General features: G+C 56.7%; 19 protein-coding genes, 2 tRNA genes and 1 pseudogene. 20 read left to right on the top strand and 2 right to left on the bottom strand.

Features of this window, described 5'->3' with window-relative positions:
• Nucleotides 1-51 precede the first annotated feature (51 nt).
• From ftsH to MELB17_RS19430, 6 genes are all read left to right on the top strand, one after another.
• Nucleotides 52-1,893, top strand: coding sequence for an ATP-dependent zinc metalloprotease FtsH (gene ftsH / locus MELB17_RS19455; RefSeq protein WP_007352053.1), 1,842 nt, complete (start codon nt 52-54; stop codon nt 1,891-1,893).
• A gap of 129 nt (nt 1,894-2,022) precedes the next feature.
• A complete protein-coding gene (gene tadA, locus MELB17_RS19450) occupies nt 2,023-2,526 on the top strand; it encodes a tRNA adenosine(34) deaminase TadA (protein WP_007352052.1) in 504 nt (167 codons plus the stop codon).
• A 295-nt stretch (nt 2,527-2,821) separates the two neighbouring features.
• Nucleotides 2,822-4,165: an RNA-guided endonuclease IscB gene (iscB, locus tag MELB17_RS19445; protein ID WP_007352051.1), complete on the top strand. Its 1,344-nt coding sequence runs from the start codon at nt 2,822-2,824 to the stop codon at nt 4,163-4,165.
• A 55-nt stretch (nt 4,166-4,220) separates the two neighbouring features.
• The gene (gene galE, locus MELB17_RS19440) at nt 4,221-5,210 is read left to right on the top strand and encodes a UDP-glucose 4-epimerase GalE (RefSeq protein WP_007352050.1); all 990 of its coding nucleotides are present in this window, start codon (nt 4,221-4,223) and stop codon (nt 5,208-5,210) included.
• A 61-nt stretch (nt 5,211-5,271) separates the two neighbouring features.
• Nucleotides 5,272-6,615 carry a UDP-glucose dehydrogenase family protein gene (locus MELB17_RS19435; protein ID WP_007352049.1) on the top strand — a complete coding sequence of 448 codons (1,344 nt, stop codon included), beginning with the start codon at nt 5,272-5,274 and terminating at the stop codon, nt 6,613-6,615.
• 11 nt (nt 6,616-6,626) lie between these two features.
• On the top strand, nt 6,627-7,055 hold the full coding sequence (locus MELB17_RS19430) for an HIT domain-containing protein (protein ID WP_007352048.1): 429 nt from the start codon (nt 6,627-6,629) through the stop codon (nt 7,053-7,055).
• A 48-nt stretch (nt 7,056-7,103) separates the two neighbouring features.
• Here MELB17_RS19430 and fabR read toward each other — a convergent pair whose 3' ends face one another.
• Nucleotides 7,104-7,727 carry an HTH-type transcriptional repressor FabR gene (gene fabR, locus MELB17_RS19425; protein WP_007352047.1) on the bottom strand — a complete coding sequence of 208 codons (624 nt, stop codon included), beginning with the start codon at nt 7,725-7,727 and terminating at the stop codon, nt 7,104-7,106.
• Between the two features lie 290 nt (nt 7,728-8,017).
• Between fabR and aspS the strand changes: the two genes are divergently transcribed.
• The 14 genes from aspS to nadA all read left to right on the top strand — a co-directional run bounded on the left by aspS (nt 8,018) and on the right by nadA (nt 19,611).
• On the top strand, nt 8,018-9,850 hold the full coding sequence (gene aspS, locus MELB17_RS19415) for an aspartate--tRNA ligase (protein ID WP_007352045.1): 1,833 nt from the start codon (nt 8,018-8,020) through the stop codon (nt 9,848-9,850).
• Between the two features lie 3 nt (nt 9,851-9,853).
• Nucleotides 9,854-10,381 (top strand): crossover junction endodeoxyribonuclease RuvC, encoded by a 528-nt coding sequence (ruvC, locus tag MELB17_RS19410; protein WP_007352044.1) that lies wholly within the window; start codon nt 9,854-9,856, stop codon nt 10,379-10,381.
• 37 nt (nt 10,382-10,418) lie between these two features.
• A complete protein-coding gene (gene ruvA, locus MELB17_RS19405) occupies nt 10,419-11,048 on the top strand; it encodes a Holliday junction branch migration protein RuvA (RefSeq protein WP_007352043.1) in 630 nt (209 codons plus the stop codon).
• 121 nt (nt 11,049-11,169) lie between these two features.
• Nucleotides 11,170-12,246: a Holliday junction branch migration DNA helicase RuvB gene (gene ruvB / locus MELB17_RS19400; RefSeq protein WP_007352042.1), complete on the top strand. Its 1,077-nt coding sequence runs from the start codon at nt 11,170-11,172 to the stop codon at nt 12,244-12,246.
• Nucleotides 12,239-12,664, top strand: a complete 426-nt coding sequence (gene ybgC, locus MELB17_RS19395) for a tol-pal system-associated acyl-CoA thioesterase (protein ID WP_007352041.1) — start codon at nt 12,239-12,241, stop codon at nt 12,662-12,664. The genes ruvB and ybgC overlap by 8 nt, the downstream gene beginning before the upstream one ends.
• A gap of 132 nt (nt 12,665-12,796) precedes the next feature.
• Nucleotides 12,797-13,486: a protein TolQ gene (gene tolQ, locus MELB17_RS19390; RefSeq protein ID WP_007352040.1), complete on the top strand. Its 690-nt coding sequence runs from the start codon at nt 12,797-12,799 to the stop codon at nt 13,484-13,486.
• 33 nt (nt 13,487-13,519) lie between these two features.
• Nucleotides 13,520-13,966 (top strand): protein TolR, encoded by a 447-nt coding sequence (gene tolR / locus MELB17_RS19385; RefSeq protein ID WP_007352039.1) that lies wholly within the window; start codon nt 13,520-13,522, stop codon nt 13,964-13,966.
• A 79-nt stretch (nt 13,967-14,045) separates the two neighbouring features.
• Nucleotides 14,046-15,047: a cell envelope integrity protein TolA gene (gene tolA / locus MELB17_RS19380; RefSeq protein WP_007352038.1), complete on the top strand. Its 1,002-nt coding sequence runs from the start codon at nt 14,046-14,048 to the stop codon at nt 15,045-15,047.
• 33 nt (nt 15,048-15,080) lie between these two features.
• Nucleotides 15,081-16,412, top strand: a complete 1,332-nt coding sequence (gene tolB / locus MELB17_RS19375) for a Tol-Pal system beta propeller repeat protein TolB (protein ID WP_050774969.1) — start codon at nt 15,081-15,083, stop codon at nt 16,410-16,412.
• A 121-nt stretch (nt 16,413-16,533) separates the two neighbouring features.
• Nucleotides 16,534-17,103, top strand: coding sequence for a peptidoglycan-associated lipoprotein Pal (gene pal / locus MELB17_RS19370; RefSeq protein ID WP_007352036.1), 570 nt, complete (start codon nt 16,534-16,536; stop codon nt 17,101-17,103).
• Nucleotides 17,104-17,153: 50 nt separating this feature from the next.
• Nucleotides 17,154-17,930 (top strand): tol-pal system protein YbgF, encoded by a 777-nt coding sequence (gene ybgF / locus MELB17_RS19365; RefSeq protein WP_007352035.1) that lies wholly within the window; start codon nt 17,154-17,156, stop codon nt 17,928-17,930.
• Between the two features lie 84 nt (nt 17,931-18,014).
• Nucleotides 18,015-18,090, top strand: a tRNA-Lys gene (locus MELB17_RS19360).
• A gap of 162 nt (nt 18,091-18,252) precedes the next feature.
• Nucleotides 18,253-18,328 (top strand) — tRNA-Lys (locus tag MELB17_RS19355).
• A 206-nt stretch (nt 18,329-18,534) separates the two neighbouring features.
• Entirely contained in the window at nt 18,535-19,611 is a 1,077-nt protein-coding gene (gene nadA, locus MELB17_RS19350; RefSeq protein ID WP_007352034.1) for a quinolinate synthase NadA, read from the top strand.
• A gap of 58 nt (nt 19,612-19,669) precedes the next feature.
• On the opposite strand, the pseudogene MELB17_RS19345 reads toward nadA, so the two are convergent.
• Nucleotides 19,670-19,851: pseudogene (locus tag MELB17_RS19345) on the bottom strand (M48 family peptidase); the annotation flags it as partial.

Here is a 19,851-nt window from a genome sequence, read left to right as displayed (position 1 = left end):
GATGTCATTATCGCAGTTACCGCGTGGAGCCGTCGGTTATCGGAGAACAGCATGAACCGCCGACATCAGATCAATATCTGGTATGTGTTGCTTGCTGTCATGGGCGTTGTATTCCTCCGTGATTACTGGGTGCAGTCAACAACCGTTGAGCCCATTCCCTACAGCCAGTTCGAGACTTATCTCGATGAGGGCGCTATCGAAAACGTGGTGATTGGCACCACCTCCATCAGCGGCACTTTCTCCAGCCCGGTGAACGGCAAAACCGGTTTTGTTACGACGCCGGTTACCCCTGACCTGGCTGATCGTCTGAATCAAACCGGCGTAACCTATTCAGGCGCGGCAGAAAACACCCTGTTTAACGCGCTATTGTCCTGGATTTTACCCGCGCTGATCTTTGTCGCCATCTGGATGTATTTGATTCGCGGTATGGCTGGCAAGCAGGGCATGGGCGGGATGATGGCGGTGGGTAAAAGCAAAGCCAAAATTTACGTGGAAAAAGACACCAAAGTGACCTTTGCCGATGTCGCCGGCGTGGATGAGGCCAAGGCTGAGCTGCAGGAAGTTATCGACTTCCTTCAGAACCCCCGGGAGTACGGCAGCCTGGGCGCGCGAATGCCAAAAGGCATTCTGCTGGTGGGACCGCCCGGCACCGGTAAGACCCTACTGGCACGGGCCGTGGCCGGTGAAGCCGGTGTGCCGTTCTTTTCCATCTCCGGATCTGAGTTTGTTGAAATGTTCGTAGGGGTTGGTGCGGCGCGAGTTCGGGATCTGTTCGAACAGGCCCGTGGCACCGCGCCGGCGATTGTCTTTATTGATGAGCTGGACGCTTTGGGCCGGGCCCGCAGCGCCGGCACGGTGCAAGGCGGTAACGATGAGCGCGAACAGACGCTGAACCAGCTTTTATCGGAGCTCGACGGTTTCGATCCGGGCCAGGGAGTAGTGCTGCTGGCGGCAACCAACCGGCCGGAGATTCTTGACCCCGCACTGCTGCGGGCCGGGCGTTTTGACCGGCAGGTGCTGGTAGATAGACCGGATCGTGCAGGGCGTATTCAGATCCTGCAGGTCCATATGAGCAAGATTGTGCGAACTCCGGATATAGAGCTGGATGAGATCGCAGCGCTCACGACCGGCTTTTCCGGTGCCGATCTGGCCAATCTGGTGAATGAAGCGGCACTATTGGCCACACGGCGTAGGGCAGCGCAGGTGACCATGGCCGATTTCACCGGCGCGATCGAGCGCATTATCGCCGGCCTGGAGAAACGCAACCGCCTGATTAACGTTCGTGAACGGGAAATTGTGGCCTATCACGAGATGGGCCACGCATTGGTCAGTATGGCATTGCCGGGGGTGGATGAGGTTCATAAAGTGTCAATTATTCCACGGGGTATCGGAGCCTTGGGTTACACCATTCAGCGCCCGACCGAAGACCGTTTCCTGATGACCGAAAGCGAACTGCGGGACAAAATAGCGGTGCTGATGGGCGGGCGCGCGGCGGAAAAACTGATCTTTGACCACCTGTCTACGGGAGCGGCTGACGACCTGGCGCGGGCCAGTGATATTGCCCGATCCATGGTGGTACGCTATGGCATGGATGCAGATCTCGGCAACGTCAGCTATGAGGCTGAGCGGAGTAGCTTTCTTGGCGATCGTACCCCCGGTTATTTTGAACGCAATTACAGTGAGGCGACCGCTGAAACCATAGATACTGCCGTACGTGAGCTGCTGAGTGAGTTATCAGAGCAGGCCTTCGAAATTCTGTCTCACAACCGGGACATTCTGGAGCGGGCGGCTCGCCGCTTGCTGGAAGTTGAAACGCTGGATCAGGCAGCGTTGCGCGAACTGGCGCAAGGTTTGCGGCACGGGGTCCAGGGGGAAGTCGCGGTTGATGATTAATGTATTGCGGTAGATTCCTGATCGTGCAGATCCGGATCATCGTAATAGTATAATATTGGCCCAGCCCAACGTGATCGCCGACCTTGAGTACTTCCGGGTTGTGCCATAACCATTAGGAAACGCCTGTTAATGTATGAACCGCTGACAACGGTGCTCGCGAACGACGAATACTGGATGAACCGAGCTCTGGCGCTGGCGGCACAGGCCGCCGCTCTGGGCGAGGTGCCGGTAGGGGCCGTAGTGGTGATTGACGGCCAGGAAGTGGGCGCGGGGTTTAACAAGCCAATCAGCAGCTGTGACCCTACCGCCCACGCCGAAATCTGCGCCTTGCGTCAGGCCGCGACCTACCTGAACAATTACCGGTTAAGCGGCGCCACGCTTTACGTTACACTGGAACCTTGCACCATGTGCGTGGGCGCGATTGTCCACAGCCGCATCAGCCGAGTGGTGTACGGCGCTACCGAACCCAAAGCCGGCGCGGTGGAATCGGCTCGGCGTACCTTTGACGAGCCTCACCTTAACTGGCGTGTTGAAACCCGTGGCGGTTTATTGGCAGAGCCTTGCAGTCGTATTATCAGTGACTTTTTTAGCCGTCGGCGCGAACTCAGGCGCCAATCAGCCAAAACGGAGTAAATGGACGTCAACTACCCCGCCCTAAAGGACGGGGCTTGTAGAGAACACCCTGCAGGCCAGGTTGACCAGGGAAAGCGGTAACCAACCCGCTACGTTTATCACAGGTCGCTAAGACTCACCGCCGAATGCTTCCTCAGTTCGGCGCTCTGGAAGACCGGGATCACGCTGGCGAAAGGCAAAGCGCCGAAGGTTTCAGTTGCCGCGCAAGCGGGAGCCGGTGATAGACATTCCCGAGGGGAGAGAGGCTTCGGCCTCCGTCACAAGGCCCGTAAGGGCATTCATTGAAAGGAAAACGATGTCGGTCTTTGTATTAGACAAACGCAAACACCCCCTTATGCCGTGCACCGAAAGGCGCGCACGGCTTCTGCTCAGCCGTAGGCGAGCCGTGGTGGTGCGTGCGTATCCGTTTACAATCCGGCTGAAAAACCGTACCGGTGACGTCACACAGCCGTTACGAATCAAGATTGACCCCGGCAGCAAGGCCACCGGGATCGCGGTGGTTCGAGAAAACGGCCAGAAGCAACACGTTCTGGCGTTAATGGAATTAGTCCATCGCGGCCGCCAGATCAGCAAGTCTTTGGACCAACGCAGGGCGTTTCGCCGCCGGCGTCGCAACCAGCTGCGGTACCGGGCGCCCAGATTTCTGAATCGAACCAAGCCGAAAGGCTGGCTGGCCCCGAGTCTCCAGCATCGGGTCGATATCACCCGGAGCTTGGTGAATCGGCTTCGATCTCTGGTGCCGGTTGTGTCTATCAGCCAGGAGCTGGTTCGATTCGATACGCAAAAGATGGAAACCCCGGAAGTCAGCGGTGTCGAATACCAGCAAGGCACCTTGCTCGGCTACGAGATCCGCGAATACCTACTGGAAAAGTGGGGCCGCGAATGCGCCTATTGCGCTGATACCGATACGCCGCTTCAAATTGAGCATATCGACCCAAAAGCCAACGGTGGCTCGAACCGCATCAGCAACCTGACGCTGGCGTGCCGGCCCTGCAATCAGGAAAAGGACCGGAAATCCCTGGTTTCATTCTTTGCCACATCCAAGCGGCTAAAGAACCATCAGGCCAGGCTGGATCGCATCCTCAAACAGTGCAAAAAGCCCTTAAGAGACGCCTCCGCGGTTAATTCAACCCGATGGGCGCTGTATCAGGCCCTGAAGCAAACGGGCCTGCCGGTTGAAGTGGGTACCGGTGGCCGGACCAAGTTCAATCGCTGTCGATTGCGCATTCCAAAGACTCACGCGCTGGATGCGGCTTGCGTCGGAGAAGTCGAGATCGTAGAAGGTTGGGACGTTCCAACCTTGGCGATCAAAGCCACCGGGCGCGGCAGTTATAAACGCACACGCTTAACAAAGCACGGTTTCCCTCGTGGATATCTGATGCGACAGAAGCAAGTACAGGGGTTTCAAACCGGAGATATGGTGCGCGCCGTGGTGCCAGCAGGCACGAAAGCCGGCACCTGGCAGGGTCGTGTGGCGGTTCGTAAAACCGGCAGCTTCAATATTCAGACAAGTAGTGGTGCTATTCAAGGAATATCTCATCGCCACTGTGTTTTAACCCAGCGAGCGGATGGCTACGGCTATCACATCCAACCCAACCAACGAAAGGAGGAGGGAGACAGGGAAAACGAGTCGCGCTGACGCACGACGCGCTATCCCTCCCCGCCCTGAAGGGCGGGGTATCCCGCGCAAAATGATGAAAGTTCTCGTTACCGGCGGTGCCGGCTACATTGGCAGCCACGTCGTGCGCCAGTTGGCTGCTGCAGGCCACGATATTGTGGTGTTCGACAATCTTTCCACCGGCTATCGCTGGGCCGTTACCGCCGGCGAGCTGGTGGTGGGCGACTTGGCAGACGCAGAAGCCATTGACGCCGTATTCAGCCAGCATCAGTTTGAAGCGGTACTGCACTTTGCGGCCAACATTGTGGTGCCGGAATCGGTCAGCAATCCCCTGAAGTACTACGCCAATAATACACGCAACACCCTGAATTTATTGCAGGCGGTTGATCGTCACCAAATTCCTTACATGGTGTTTTCGTCCACCGCTGCAGTTTACGGCACGCCAGAGCAGACCGTGCTCACCGAAGACCTGCCGCTAGTACCGATCAATCCCTACGGCGCCTCTAAAATGATGAGCGAGCGGATGATTATGGACCTGGCCGCGGCATCGTCCCTGAACTACGTGATTTTGCGTTACTTCAACGTTGCCGGTGCCAACCCCGATGGCTTGCTGGGCCAGGCCACGCCGGAAGCCACCCACCTGATCAAAGTCGCCTGCGAATGTGCTACCGGCCAGCGCGAAGACATGAGCGTATTCGGCACCGACTACGACACCCGCGATGGCACCTGCGTGCGCGATTATATTCACGTGGAAGACCTGGCCAAGGCCCACGTTATGGCGCTGGACTACATGGCCCGTGGTGGTCAGTCTCAGGTGATGAACTGCGGCTACGGCCGCGGATTTACCGTTGATGAAGTCATCAGCGTGGTCAAACGTCTGTCCGGCGTAGACTTCCCGGTTCAGCGCGGTGGCCGCCGTGCGGGCGACCCCGCGGCGCTGATGGCGGATAACCAGCTGATCAAACACACCCTTGGCTGGCAGCCGGATCACGACAATCTGGACACCATTGTGGGCACCGCGCTGGCGTGGGAAGGCATCTGGCAAACGCGCAAACGCGAGCAATAGAACCGGGCCCGCAAGAATTCACAGTTACCTTTAATTTGCTTAGAACGGCAGGAAACGATTTATGAATATAACGATTTTTGGCACCGGTTACGTAGGATTGGTAACGGGCGCGTGCCTGGCGGATGTCGGCCATAACGTGCTGTGCATGGATGTGGATCAGGCCAAGATCGCAAAACTGGAAAACGGTCAGATTCCCATCTTCGAGCCCGGTCTGGAAAACATTGTGCGGCACACGGTGGAAGCCGGGCGCCTGTCCTTTACCACCGACGCTGAAAAAGCGGTAAAACACAGCAGCTTGCAGTTTATCGCTGTAGGTACGCCGCCAGACGAAGATGGCTCCGCCGACCTGCAATACGTCACCGCGGTAGCCCGCTCTATCGGCCAATATATGGACGATTACACGGTGGTGGTTGATAAATCTACCGTACCTGTCGGCACCGCCGACAAGGTCAAAGCGGCAGTGCGCGCGCAGCTAGACAACCGCGGCCTGGAGCTGGAATTTGATGTGGTGTCGAATCCGGAATTCCTCAAAGAAGGCGCTGCGATTAACGATTTCATGAAGCCGGACCGCATCATTATCGGCTGCGACAGTGACCGTGCCGCGGACATGCTGCGTGAAGTGTATTACCCGTTTAACCGGAATCACGATCGCATGGTGTACATGGACATCCGCTCCGCCGAGCTGACCAAATACGCCGCCAACGCGCTGCTGGCGACCAAGATCAGCTTTATGAACGAAATTGCCAACCTGGCCGAGCGCCTGGGCGCCGACATTGAAGCGGTGCGCCGCGGTATTGGTTCAGACCCACGTATCGGTTACCACTTTATTTACCCCGGCTGCGGTTACGGCGGTTCCTGCTTCCCCAAAGACGTGCAGGCCCTGGCCCGCACCGCTGACGGCATTGGTTACGAGGCCAAGCTTCTGAACGCGGTGGAATCCGTCAACTACGCCCAGAAGCACGTGCTGTTTGACAAAATCAGCCACTATTTCCGTGGCGATCTGAAGGGCAAGGTTGTGGGCCTGTGGGGCCTGGCGTTCAAGCCCAACACCGACGACATGCGCGAAGCCTCGGCCCGCACCCTGATGGAAGACCTGTGGAAAGCCGGTGCCACGGTGCAAGCGTTTGACCCGGAAGCCATGGAAGAAACCCAGCGCATCTATGGCGACGAAGCGCGCCTGACCCTGTGCGGCACCAAAGAGCAGGCCATTAAAGGTGCCGACGTGCTGGCGATCTGTACCGAATGGAAAGAATTCCGCTCGCCAGATTTCAAGGCCATTGCCGAAAACATCAAACATCCTGTTGTATTTGACGGCCGCAACCTCTACGAGCCGGAAATGCTGGAACGCCACGGCCTGATGTATTACGCCATCGGCCGCGGCCGCAACCAGTTCCACAGCGAATAACAGGAAGCAACATGCCAAGCATCAACGGCTTTAATCTTCACGAACGCCTGGCGGCTGACACGTTAAGCCTGGGGCGTAGCCGTTTGTGTGAGCTTCGTTTGATGAACGACAGCACCTGGCCATGGGTGATTCTGGTGCCAATGCGGGCCGGCATTCGCGAGATCTACCAGCTTGATGACGCCGATCAGCAGCGCTTGTTGTGGGAGTCGTCTGAACTCAGCCGCGGCATGATGACGTTCTTTGCCGGCGACAAAATGAATGTAGCGGCGCTGGGCAACATGGTGCCGCAGCTCCATCTGCACCATATCGTGCGCTTCGAAGGCGATCCGGCCTGGCCCGCGCCGGTGTGGGGCAAGCAAGCGCCAGTGGCCTACGATGACGCAGGGCTTGCCCGCGTACGTGAACAGCTGGCACCCGTGGCAGCTAAGCTGCAACGCTAAAGTTGTAGAGAGTAGTAGAATAGGTTGGCAGGCTGGTCAGAGGCCGCTTTAGCCTTTGGCGCCCATCTCTTGGGCACCTAACAACACCATTCGCAGCTCAATCTTCAGTTTAACTTTCAGCTGTTCCTGAATCTCCGCACTGGCATCCAGCGCTTCCGCTCCCTGGCTGAAAACCAGCGCCACCATGGCCTCGGCCACCAACTTGGGCTCCGCCAGACGGCGGCCTTCTGCGGCGGCAAAGCGGCGCAAGTCCACCGCCAGTTCCGTTGCGACATGATCAATCTCGGCTTTAATCGCCGTCCGAAAATGCTCCGACAGCCCGGTGCGTTCCCGTAGCATCAAGCGGAACAGGTTGGCGTTGCCCTGCAAATATTCCATAAAGGTATCAATAGAGGTCGCGATAGCGCTGCCATCATCGCCGTTGCGAACAATGCGCCGGCGGGCCTGACGCATCAACTGGCGCAACGCCACGCCGCCCTCGTCCACCAGAGTCATGCCCAGCTCGTCCAAATCCGTGAAATGGCGATAGAACGACGTAGGTGCAAGGCCGGCCTGGCGCGTTACTTCACGCAGACTAAGGCTGCCAAAACTGCGGTCGGCGCTTAACTGGGCCAGGGCAGCATCCATCAAGGCGCGGCGGGTACGGCTTTTTTGCTCAGCGCGGGACGACAAAATAGTGACTCCAGGTAGGGTTCGAACTGCATATTCTAGCCAGCTACCGAGGCTGCGTCACTTAACCGTAAGGCGACAATAAAGTTGGCCTTTAAACGGGCCTGATTTTCACCACCATTTTGTTTATAATGTCGTACTTTTGCAGCATCGTTCGCGCCAAATTTTGCGAGCCAAAACCAACTTGACAGCTCACGCGTACGGCTGCTTGCCCGACTTTGCCGGGCCAACGCCAAGCACAATTCTAAACAGCCAAATTTAAACATCAGACACCACACATAACGGGAACCGGTATGCGCAGTCATTATTGCGGTGAGATCAACGAATCTCACATCGATCAGGAAGTTACACTCTGCGGATGGGTACATCGCCGCCGTGACCACGGTGGGGTTATCTTCCTGGATCTGCGCGATCGGGACGGTATATCGCAGGTAGTGGTAGACCCAGACGTTCCCGAAAGCTTTGCCCTGGCGGAAAAAGTCCGCAGCGAATACGTGGTGAAAATTACCGGCCGTGTGCGTCGTCGTCCCGCTGGCACCGAAAACAGCAACATGGCCACCGGCCAGGTTGAACTGTTGGGCAAAGAAGTGATTATTCTTAACGCCGCCGCCACACCGCCGTTCCCGCTGGACGAACACGTTGATGTGGGCGAAGACGTACGCCTGCGCTACCGCTTTATAGACCTGCGCCGCCCGGAAATGCTGAATCGCCTGCGCTTCCGCTCGCGGGTCACCAGCTATATCCGCAATTATTTAGATAGCAACGGCTTTATGGATGTGGAAACCCCCATCCTGACCCGTGCGACCCCGGAAGGCGCCCGTGATTATCTGGTGCCCAGCCGCACCCACGAAGGCTCCTTCTTCGCGCTGCCGCAGTCGCCGCAGCTGTTCAAGCAGATGCTGATGGTGTCCGGTGTCGACCGCTACTACCAGATCGCTAAGTGCTTCCGCGATGAAGACCTGCGCGCCGATCGTCAGCCGGAATTCACCCAGGTGGATGTCGAAGCGTCGTTTGTAAACGAAGAAGACCTGATGACCCTGAACGAGGACATGATTCGCGCCCTGTTCAAAGATGTGATGCAGGTAGAACTGCCAGAATTCCCGCGCATGTCGCATTCAGAAGCCATGGACCGTTATGGCAGCGACAAGCCGGATCTGCGTATCCCGCTGGAACTGCAAAGCGTAGACGATCTGGTCGCCAACGTAGACTTCAAAGTGTTCGCCGGCCCTGCCAACGATGACGAAGGCCGTGTTGCTGCATTGCGTGTGCCCAACGGTGGCGCACTCAGCCGTAAGCAGATTGACGAATACACCAAGTACGTCGGCATTTACGGTGCCCGCGGCCTGGCGTATATCAAAATCAACGAGCTGGCCAAAGGCGTTGAAGGGCTACAATCGCCCATCGTTAAGTTCCTGGGCGCGGACGTTGCGCTGTCGATTATTGAACGCGTTGGCGGCCAGGACGGCGACATCGTGTTCTTTGGTGCCGATAAAACCAATGTGGTGAATGAAGCCCTGGGTGCGCTGCGCATCAAAGTCGGCCACGATCTGAATCTGCTGACCTGTCAATGGGCGCCGATGTGGGTAGTGGATTTCCCCATGTTCGAAGAGTTGCCTGATGGCGGCCTGACCGCTATTCACCATCCGTTCACCGCGCCCTCGTGTTCGCCGGAAGAGCTGGCGGCCAACCCGGCCACCGCGCTGTCCCGCGCTTACGACATGGTTCTGAACGGCACCGAATTAGGCGGCGGTTCCATCCGTATTCACGACCAGCAGATGCAGCAGGAAGTGTTCCGCATTCTGGGTATTACCGAAGAAGAGTCCCGCGCCAAATTTGGCTTCCTGCTGGACGCCCTGAAGTTTGGTTGCCCGCCCCACGGTGGCCTGGCATTTGGTCTCGACCGCCTGGTGATGCTGATGACCGGCTCCAGTTCCATTCGCGACGTGATTGCGTTCCCGAAAACCCAGAGCGCCACCTGCCTGATGACCCAGGCGCCAGGCGCGGTCGACGAAAAGCAACTGCGCGAGCTGCACATTCGCCTGCGTAAATCGGCGAAGGCTGTCGAAGGCAATATTGCGGGTACTGATCGTATCGTCGACAACAGCAACGTCGACGGTAACACCTGATCCGTGCCCATAATCCTCGGCGTTGACCCCGGCTCGCGCATTACCGGCTACGGTATTATTCGCGTCGAGGGCAGGCACACTGAATACATCGACAGTGGCTGCATCCGTGTGGGTGAAAAACCCATGGCGGAGCGGCTGCGAGTGATTTTTCAAAGCCTGGTCACGCTGATTGCGGAGTTTCGTCCCGAGGAATTTGCCATAGAGCAGGTGTTTATGGCTCGCAACCCGGATTCTGCCCTGAAGCTGGGGCAGGCCCGCGGTGCGGCTATTGTAGCCGCAGCCACTAGCGGTCTGGAAGTGCACGAATACTCGGCGCGCCAGGTAAAACAGGCGGTGGTGGGGTCAGGCGGCGCTGAAAAAGCCCAGGTGCAGCATATGGTGCAGGTGCTTTTGAGCCTCTCACGCAAGCCTCAAGAGGATGCCGCCGATGCCCTCGCCATAGCGCTTTGCCACGCTCACATGAATCAGAGCCTGTTGCGCGTAGCCGGGCAGGGCGGTAAGGCCCGCAGCGGGCGAATGCGGCAGCAATAACCGACATCCAACCGGCATCCGTGCCAGGAGCCTTGATGTGATTGGTCGTATCCGTGGAATTTTGCTGGAAAAAAAGCCGGCCCAGGCGATGGTTGAATGCCAGGGGCTGGGTTATGAGGTTGACATCCCCCTTTCTACCTTCCTCAATTTGCCCGATCCGGGGCAAGAGCTCACACTACACACTCATTTTGTCGTTCGCGAAGACGCTCAAAGCCTGTTTGGTTTTTCCTCCAGGCTGGATCGCGACCTGTTTCGCCTGTTGATAAAAGTGAATGGTGTGGGTCCCAAACTGGCCGTGGGCATTCTGTCCGGGTTGAGCGCCAGCCAGTTTATTCGCAGCGTGCAGGCGCGAGACACCAGCGCCTTGGTAAAACTGCCCGGTGTGGGCAAAAAAACCGCCGAACGCCTGCTGATCGAGATGACAGACAGGATAGGTCAGCTGGAAGGGCAATTTGAACTGACGGCAGCGTCCGCTCCTGGTGCAACGCTGCCCGCTAACGGCATGCCGGCGGCGAACGACCCCCGCGAAGAAGCCGAAGCGGCCCTGATAGCGCTGGGTTACAAGCCCCAGGAAGCCGCCAAGGCCATCAGCCGTATTGCCGAAGACGGCATGACCAACGAACAGCTGATTCGCATGGCGCTGCGCAACATGATACCAACGGTATGACACGGCTTTAATGTGCAGGGCACTGGCGCCGAACCTTGCGTCAGCGTAACGTGACAGCCTGCACAACCTTTGTACAATTGCCACGCTTTCAAACAGTCCTGACAAAAGAGCCGCTTACACAATGATCGAATCTGATCGCCTGATTTCGGCTAAGACCGCCGACTACGAAGACGTTCAGGACCGCGCTATTCGCCCTACATTGCTGGCGGACTACGTAGGTCAGCCGTCGGTACGCGAGCAGATGGATATTTTTATCTCTGCGGCCCGCAACCGTCAGGAAGCGCTGGATCACGTACTGATATTTGGTCCGCCCGGGCTAGGTAAAACCACTCTGGCCAATATTATTGCCAATGAAATGGGCGTGGCGATTAAAACCACCTCTGGCCCGGTATTGGAAAAAGCCGGTGATCTGGCGGCCATGCTGACCAACCTTGAGGCCGGCGACGTGCTCTTTATCGATGAAATCCATCGTTTGAGCGCAGCGGTTGAAGAAATTCTGTATCCGGCGATGGAAGACTATCAGCTGGACATTATGATTGGCGAAGGCCCGGCTGCGCGCTCGATCAAGCTCGATTTGCCGCCATTTACACTAATAGGCGCCACCACCCGAGCAGGCTTGTTGACGTCGCCCTTGCGGGATCGTTTTGGCATCGTGCAGCGTCTTGAGTTTTACAACAACGCCGACCTGACCCGAATTATTCTGCGTTCGGCGCGGCTGTCGTCGGTGCACATTGACGAGGCCGGTGCGTTTGAAATGGCGCGCCGTTCCCGCGGCACACCGCGCATCGCCAACCGCTTGTTGCGCAGGGTTCGGGACTACGCCGAAGTGCGTGCAGATGGCCGTATTACCGCCAACATCGCCGACTTGGCGCTGAACATGCTGAAAGTGGACGATCAGGGATTTGATCACATGGACCGGCGTCTGTTGCTGGCTATGATTGAAAAGTTTGACGGTGGCCCAGTGGGCGTCGAAAGCCTGGCCGCTGCCATCAGCGAAGAGCGCGGCACGATTGAAGACGTGCTGGAACCGTTTTTGATTCAGCAGGGTTTTATGCTGCGCACCCCTCGCGGGCGCATGGTCACTAACCACGCGTACCAGCATTTCGGCGTAGTACGGGGTGAAGTACGGGGCGAAGTAGGCAAAGAAATGCAGGGCGAAGATGCCGCGCGTCAGGCCGGAGCGGCCGCTGATGACTGAACTCATCAGCAACAGTTTTGTTTTACCGGTACGGGTTTACATTGAAGACACTGACGCCGGTGGCGTTGTTTTTCACGCCAACTATCTGAACTACATGGAGCGTGCCCGTACCGAGTGGCTCCGCAGTCATGGCATTGGCTTGCGTGCCGGCCTGGCCGACAACGTCAATTATGTTGTGCAGCGTATAGAACTGTATTACCGCGCACCTGCAAAGCTTGATGACATGCTGGAAGTTCGCGCTGTACCAATTTCCTTTGGTAGGGTGTGGATGAAGTTTCGCGAACAAGTCGTGCGCCAGTGCGATCAGAAGCTGTTGTGCGAGGCCAGTGTCACGGTTGCCTGCGTAACCATGGGCGCTGGTCGGCCCCAGCGTTTACCCGCTAATATGACCAGCCTGCTTGAGCAGCAGGTGCAATAAGGCTAGTCGTCACAGAGCAGCGAAGCTGCTTTAGAAAAGTTTAAAGATTTGTTAAAAAAGTTATTTGAAATACTGGCCAAAAATAAATTAAAGAATTTTCTGAAGAATCATCAAAATAACCGGGAGTAGAAGGTGGAATCTGAAATTTCGGTCTGGTATCTGATTTCCAACGCCGGTGTGCTAGTGCAGTTGGTGATGCTGTTATTACTGTTGGCGTCGGTAGCGTCTTGGGCGCTGATCCTGCAACGCGTTCAGGTATTTCGTAAAGCCCAGCAGTCGCGGCTGGCGTTTGAAGAGCGGTTCTGGTCAGGAATGGACCTGGGCCAGCTTTACCGTGAGGTAGCTGCCGAGCCCACACCGTTTTCCGGTATGGAGTCTATCTTTCGCGCTGGCTTCCGCGAGTTCTCCCGTCTGCGCCAGCAAAGCCATGATGCAGACGCGGTAATGAACGGCGCCCAGCGCGCCATGCGAGTCGCCTTTTCCCGCGAGCAGGAACGGTTGGAAATCAGTTTGCCATTTCTGGCAACGGTGGGTTCTACCAGCCCTTACGTGGGCCTTTTCGGTACGGTTTGGGGCATTATGAACTCCTTTCGCGGGCTGGCACAGGTGCAGCAGGCAACGCTGGCCACAGTGGCGCCCGGTATTTCCGAGGCCTTGATTGCTACCGCCATGGGCTTGTTCGCCGCCATTCCTGCGGTTATCGCCTACAACCGCTTTGCTGCGCGCTCCGATGCTTTGCTGAAAAACTACGAAACCTTTGCTGAAGAGTTTTCAAGCATATTGCACCGCCGGGTTCACAGCGGCGACAGAGCTGCATCGTGAATCTCAATTCGCTGAAGGCAAGGGTGTAACCTTATGAAAGGTATGGGGATGATGCCGGAAAGCCGGCGCAAACCAATGTCCGAAATCAACGTGGTGCCCTACATCGACGTGATGTTGGTGCTGTTGGTCATTTTCATGGTAACCGCGCCCATGCTGACCCAAGGCGTAAAAGTGGACTTGCCGCAAACCAGTTCTGACCCGATCCAGGCTGAGAAAGACGTGGAAGCGATTATCGTGTCGGTAGACAGCAACGGCGCCTATTACGTGGAAGTGGGTGATCGCGGCAGTGACCCAATGGCGCTGGAAGAGCTGCAGTCAGAAGTTGCCAAAATTTTGTCTCAGCGCAGCAACAGCGAAGTATTGGTGCGTGGCGATGAACAGGTACGTTATGGCACGGTGGTACGTTTGATGTCGGCGCTGCAAATGGCTGGCGCGGCCAATATCGGGCTTATTACTGAAGCGCCCCTGGACAAACCATGACAGCAGTGCAGGCGGGTTTGCGGTGAGCGGACGGGAGCGCGACCAGAATAATGCTGGAACACCAGCCTGGAAATCGCCCATGGCGTTTTCCGTTGGCTTGCACCTATTGATCTTGGTGATAGCCATAAGCGGTTGGAGCTGGAGCAGCTCTAACTACGAACCACCACCGCGCAGCATTTCTGCCCGGCTGATCAGCCCTGAGCCACGGCCGACACCGGACGTAACCGAGGTAGACCAGCCTGATGAAGCCGAACAGCGCCTGGTAGAAGATCGCAAGTTGCTCGAACAACAGCGTGAGACGGAACAGCAACGCAAGGCCGAAGAGCAAAAGAAAAAACAGGAAGCGGACGCCCGCGTGCAGCAGCAGGCGGAACAGAAACGCGAGGAGCAGGCGCAGGAAAAAGCCCGTGCACAGGCTGAAAAGAAGACGCAGGCAGCAGAGGCTGCAAAGCTGAAAGCCGACGCTGAAGCCAAAGAGCAGGCCAGGCAGAAAACGGAACAGCAGGCGCAACGCCAGCTCCAGGAAGCAAAGCGCAAAGCTGAAGAGCAAAAGCAGCTGGAAGAACAGCGCAAAGAGGCAGAAGCAGAACGTCAGAAGCGCGAAAAGGAAGCGCAGGAACAGGCCGAGCAGAAGCGCGTAGAAGCCGAGCGTAAACGCCAAGAGGCAGAGCGCAGACTGCGTGAGCAGAATTTAAAGGCATTGGCGCAACAGGCTACAGACGCAGAAGCCGACCAGGCGCGCAAATCACAACAGGCCGCCGCCGCCAGAGCGCGAGAAGCGCAAATGCTGACCGATGCAGAAAAGTACCAGGCGTTGATTCGCGACAGCTTGAGCCGGGCTTGGTATCCGCCGTCGTCAGCTACCGAAGAGACGACAGCACGGTTACAGATTTCCCTGCTGCCAACCGGTGAGTTGGTGAACGTAACGCTGGTGCGCGGTAGTGGTAATACCGCGTTTGATAACTCGGCTCTGAGTGCGGTGCGCTCATTGAACCGCTACCCTGTGCCTAAAGACCGGGACACGTTTGACAGCTATTTTCGCCAGTTTACCATCGAGTTCAACCCCAGTCGGTTGCGCTAGAATATGAGTAACAATATGACACAGGCTCTGAACATGACGTCGTTAACGACCCCGACAACCTTGAAGGCCTTGAGTAAAGCCGCCGTACGCGCGGGAATGGCGCTGTTTTTTTTGCTGGCAACCAGCTTGCCGCTGCGCGCCGAGCTGCTGATCCGCATCACCGAAGGCGTCGATTCGGCGCTGCCCATCGCCGTCGTGCCGTTTGCTGAAAGTGGCGCCATACCGCCGGGCGATACCCTGGCCGACATTGTGCAGTCTGATCTGACCATGAGCAGCGAGTTCCGCACTCTGCCAGCAGAAAAAATGCTCAGCCTGCCGTCGCAGCGCTCCGAGGTGCACTTCCGCGACTGGCGGCTGTTGGGCCAGCGCTATGTGTTGGTTGGCCAGTTGACCCGCCAGGGTGATCGTCTCGAGGCCCGTTATGAGCTGTTTGATGTGAACCGCGAGGAGCGTATTTTGGGCGAGAGCGCGGGTGCGCCTTTGGGCAATCTGCGGACCTTGGCACACTACGTCAGTGATCGGGTTTATGAAGCCATCACCGGAGAGCGGGGGGCTTTTTCAACGCAACTGGCGTACATAACTCGAGAAAACGTCGGCGATAAGGTTCGTTATCGCCTGCAGGTCAGCGACATTGATGGCAAACGCTCGCGGGTTCGCCTTGAAAGTGCTGAACCGATTCTGTCGCCGGCCTGGTCGCGGGATGGTAGTCGCCTGGCGTATGTCTCGTTTGAAACCGGCAAGCCGGCCATTTATGTGCATGAACTGGCGAGCGGAAAACGTACCAAAATAGCCGATTTTCGTGGTTTGAACTCGGCCCCGGCCTGGTCTCCCGACGGCAAATCCCTATTGATGACCTTGTCCAAAGACGGCAATGCTGACATCTACCGGATGGATCTGGCCAGCCGTGATCTGACCAAACTCACCGATCACTGGGCCATTGAAACCGAAGCCACCTACAGTGCCGGCGGCGATGAAATTTTCTTTACCTCTGACCGGTCTGGTGGCCCGCAAATCTACCGTCAGAAAGGCAAGGGTGAGCCGCGTCGGATGACCTTCGGTAGCCGCTACAACGCGCGCCCGAGGCCAGACCATAAAGGCGAGTTTGTGTATTACGTGCACCAGCGCAGCAGCGGGTTTCACATTGCGCGCACCAATCTTAAAAGCGGGGAAGAAACCGTGCTTACCCGCACCGAATCCGATGAATCACCCAGTGTCTCCCCCAACGGACGCATGCTGATCTACGCTACCCGTCAGGGTGGTGCCAGCGTGCTGACGGTTATCTCGGCGGATGGCGGCGCAGCCTATAGCTTGCCCGCTACCGAAGGCGATGTCCGTGAGCCGGCGTGGGGCCCGCTGCCTCGGTAACTGTCTGGCCCAAAAGGTCAGCCGGTGAGTTATGAAGTGAACGCAGTTTTCGATCAATTTACTACCATGTTGCAACCCATTGACTACTCATTTTTAACCTATTGACTACAAGGAAATGCTCATGAAGTTTTCAGTCCAGTCCAAAGCCATTGCCATGCTGTTCTCAGTTGGCCTCATTGCCGGTTGTAGCTCTACTGGCGACCCAATGGAAGACGCCGATTTCGGTTCCGATGTGTCAGCGGTAGACCAGCAAGGTGGCTCCACTGTTTACAGCGATGGCACCCGTGACGGCGTATCGTCGGCACAGTTGAGCGATGAAGAGCGTATGGCCGCACAACAGCAGTCGCAACAAATGGCACTGCGTGACGTTACCGTGTTCTACTTTGATTTTGACACCGCTGAAATCAGTGCAGAATCTCGTGACGTGTTGGTTGCCCATGCGCGCTATCTGTCTGCCAACCCGTCAATGAACGCCCGCCTGGAAGGCCATGCGGACGATCGTGGTACTAGTGAATACAACCTGGCTCTGGGCGAGCGCCGTGCTAACGCAGTGCAGCGCTTCCTGATTGTAAATGGCGCTTCCCGTGGCCAACTCGAAACCATTAGCTATGGTGAAGAAAAGCCAGCGGTACAAGGCATGAGCGACAGCGCCCGTTCCCAGAACCGTCGGGTAGAGCTGATTTTCCGTTAACCGTTGCTGTTAGTATCTACAGGAACTTTTAGCCTCCAACAGGTACGCCCATGACTAAAAAGCTCATGGCGGCTGCCACCCTCCTGTTTGCGGTAACGCAGGCAGGAGTGGTGCTGGCACAGTCGTCGACACCGGCATTTCAGAACAATACGTCTGAGGCCAGCCGTCAGGCCGGCAATAATCAAGCGAGTGCAGAGCTGTTTTACATGCTTCAGCAGTTGCAGGGAGATGTGCGACGTCTGCAGGGTGAGGTGGAAGAACAACGCCATCTGGTAGACCGCCTTGAGCAACAGGGCCGCGATCGCTACATTGATCTTGACCAGCGTATTCTGAAGCTGACTGCCGCGCAGCAGCAGGCTCAGGCGGCCGCCAGTGCCGCACCTGCGCCCGCAACGCCCGCACCTGCCAGCGTGCAAGCCAAAGACTATCGTCAGCCTTCTGCTGAAGAAAGCAAAGCTTACAACAGTATTGTTGATCTGATTCGTAACCAGAAAAAATACGATCAGGCGATAACCCAAATTTATGAGTTTCTGGACACTTACCCCGAGGGTGATCTAACCGTGAACGCCTATTACTGGCTCGGTGAAGTCTATTTGGTAAAACCTCAGCTAGAGCAGGCCAAGCAGGCCTTCAGTATTGTTGCCACGCGATTTGCCGACCACCGCAAAGCAGCAGATTCAACTTACAAGCTTGGGGTTACTCTGGACAGGCTGGGCGAAAAGGAAGAGGCCGGTCGGCGAATGCAAACGGTGGTAAAAAACTACCCGGACAGCAGCGCGGCGAAGCTGGCTCAGAGCTATCTTGACGGCCAAAGCAGCGGCGGTTGAGGCTCGGTGTTTGGGAAAAATGAAAAAAACGGGCGCAAGGGGTTGATCACGCCTGAAAAATCATTAATATGTGCGCCTCGCTCAGGGTCGTTAGCTCAGTTGGTAGAGCAGTTGGCTTTTAACCAATTGGTCGATGGTTCGAATCCATCACGACCCACCAAACACCCGTCAGGGTCTTGCAAACGCAGTGTGTTAGCACAGATTGCTGTTATAGAGATCCGGCGGTAAGCACTGAAGCGTTGCAGTGCTGCGGTGGTTTAAAGCAGTTTCAACGCGCAAGCACGCCGACCAACAGGCTGTTTGTTATTCAGTGAGCAATTCAGGGTCGTTAGCTCAGTTGGTAGAGCAGTTGGCTTTTAACCAATTGGTCGATGGTTCGAATCCATCACGACCCACCATTATTCAAGGTCTGCTGCAAAGCAGACCTTTTTTTTGTCCTTTTTTGTCCTTTTTTGTCTTTTTCCCACCTTTGACTCATCACTCCCGGCATTCCCACTTGTTCTCCGTCGTTTTTTGCCCTGCTGCCAGGCGGTACGCCGGAGTTTGAGATGATATACTCGGTCGCAGAAGGCTACTGCCAGAAAGCAATTGAGAGACGCTGTACATGACTAAAGCTGAAGACCGTATCCTTGTTCAGGAATACCTGGCCCACGCCGCGGAGCCCAAGCTCCTTAGCGCTGAAGAAAAGGCGCGGCTCGAACCTCGCATCAAGGCTGCTCTGAAGGAGAAAAACGCTGTTCTGGTGGCGCACTATTACACCCACCCAGACATTCAGCGCTTGGCTGAAGAAAGCGGTGGCTGTGTCGCCGACTCCCTGGAAATGGCCCGATTTGGCAATCAACATCCCGCGTCTACCGTGGTGGTGGCCGGCGTTCGTTTTATGGGCGAAACCGCTAAAATCCTGAATCCGGAAAAAACCGTTCTAATGCCTACCCTTGAGGCTACCTGCTCGCTAGATGTAGGTTGCCCAGCGGATGAGTTTTCAGCTTTCTGCGATGAACATCCAGACCGCACTGTGGTGGTTTACGCCAACACCTCGGCGGCGGTTAAAGCCCGCGCCGATTGGGTCGTCACCTCAAGCTGCGCCCAGGCCATTGTGGAATTGCTGGACGCCCGCGGTGAAAAAATCCTGTGGGCGCCAGACAAACACCTGGGCCATTGGGTGCAGAAAACTACCGGCGCCGATATGCTGCTGTGGAACGGCTCTTGCATTGTGCACGAAGAGTTCAAACACCGTGGCCTGGAAGATCTTAAAGCGCTTTACCCGGATGCCGCCGTACTGGTACACCCGGAATCACCGGATGCGGTAGTGAAATTGGCCGACGTTGTAGGGTCTACCTCACAGCTGATCAACGCCGTACAAACCCTGCCGAACGAACGCTTTATTGTGGCGACCGACAACGGCATTTTTTATAAAATGCAGCAGCTGGCGCCCAACAAGATCCTGATTGAAGCGCCCACCGCCGGTAACGGTGCGACCTGTCGCAGCTGCGCCCAGTGTCCGTGGATGGCTATGAATGGGCTGGAAAACCTGCTGGCCGTGCTGGAAGCGCCAAAGGGCCAGACCAGTAATCAGGAAGTGCTGGTAGACGAAGCTCTGCGTGAAGACGCTCTGCGGCCTTTACAGCGCATGCTGGACTTTACCGCCAACATGAATCTGAAGGCGGCCGGGAACGCCTAGCAGGGTTTAACCCCAGGCCACCTGCGGGGTTTTGCTGCGGTGGCAGGTGTACTCGCTATCAGCCATTACGCCGAACGTTAAGCTCGGCCGTAATGGCACTCAGGCGCTCGGTTACAATCTGGCGCATGGGTGAGCCGGCCGTCAGTTTTTCCTGGGCCTGGCGTAATTGGCGCTGGGCTGATTCCAGGTCGCCCATCAATGCATCGTATTCCGCCCTTGCCCTGTGAACTCCCACAATAT

This window comes from Marinobacter sp. ELB17 (assembly GCF_000169375.1).
Classification (GTDB): Bacteria; Pseudomonadota; Gammaproteobacteria; order Pseudomonadales; family Oleiphilaceae; genus Marinobacter.
The sequence above is the reverse complement of the archived record's forward strand: the minus strand, read 5'-3'. Positions and strand labels throughout refer to the sequence as shown.

Excerpts from the sequence above, each read along its gene's own strand:
- ftsH (WP_007352053.1), top strand. The coding sequence starts at position 52 with ATGAACCGCCGACATCAGATCAATATCTGGTATGTGTTGCTTGCTGTC.
- tadA (WP_007352052.1), top strand. The coding sequence starts at position 2,023 with ATGTATGAACCGCTGACAACGGTGCTCGCGAACGACGAATACTGGATG.
- iscB (WP_007352051.1), top strand. The coding sequence starts at position 2,822 with ATGTCGGTCTTTGTATTAGACAAACGCAAACACCCCCTTATGCCGTGC.
- galE (WP_007352050.1), top strand. The coding sequence starts at position 4,221 with ATGAAAGTTCTCGTTACCGGCGGTGCCGGCTACATTGGCAGCCACGTC.
- MELB17_RS19435 (WP_007352049.1), top strand. The coding sequence starts at position 5,272 with ATGAATATAACGATTTTTGGCACCGGTTACGTAGGATTGGTAACGGGC.
- MELB17_RS19430 (WP_007352048.1), top strand. The coding sequence starts at position 6,627 with ATGCCAAGCATCAACGGCTTTAATCTTCACGAACGCCTGGCGGCTGAC.
- aspS (WP_007352045.1), top strand. The coding sequence starts at position 8,018 with ATGCGCAGTCATTATTGCGGTGAGATCAACGAATCTCACATCGATCAG.
- ruvB (WP_007352042.1), top strand. The coding sequence starts at position 11,170 with ATGATCGAATCTGATCGCCTGATTTCGGCTAAGACCGCCGACTACGAA.
- ybgC (WP_007352041.1), top strand. The coding sequence starts at position 12,239 with ATGACTGAACTCATCAGCAACAGTTTTGTTTTACCGGTACGGGTTTAC.
- tolR (WP_007352039.1), top strand. The coding sequence starts at position 13,520 with ATGAAAGGTATGGGGATGATGCCGGAAAGCCGGCGCAAACCAATGTCC.
- tolA (WP_007352038.1), top strand. The coding sequence starts at position 14,046 with ATGGCGTTTTCCGTTGGCTTGCACCTATTGATCTTGGTGATAGCCATA.
- tolB (WP_050774969.1), top strand. The coding sequence starts at position 15,081 with ATGACGTCGTTAACGACCCCGACAACCTTGAAGGCCTTGAGTAAAGCC.
- pal (WP_007352036.1), top strand. The coding sequence starts at position 16,534 with ATGAAGTTTTCAGTCCAGTCCAAAGCCATTGCCATGCTGTTCTCAGTT.
- ybgF (WP_007352035.1), top strand. The coding sequence starts at position 17,154 with ATGACTAAAAAGCTCATGGCGGCTGCCACCCTCCTGTTTGCGGTAACG.
- nadA (WP_007352034.1), top strand. The coding sequence starts at position 18,535 with ATGACTAAAGCTGAAGACCGTATCCTTGTTCAGGAATACCTGGCCCAC.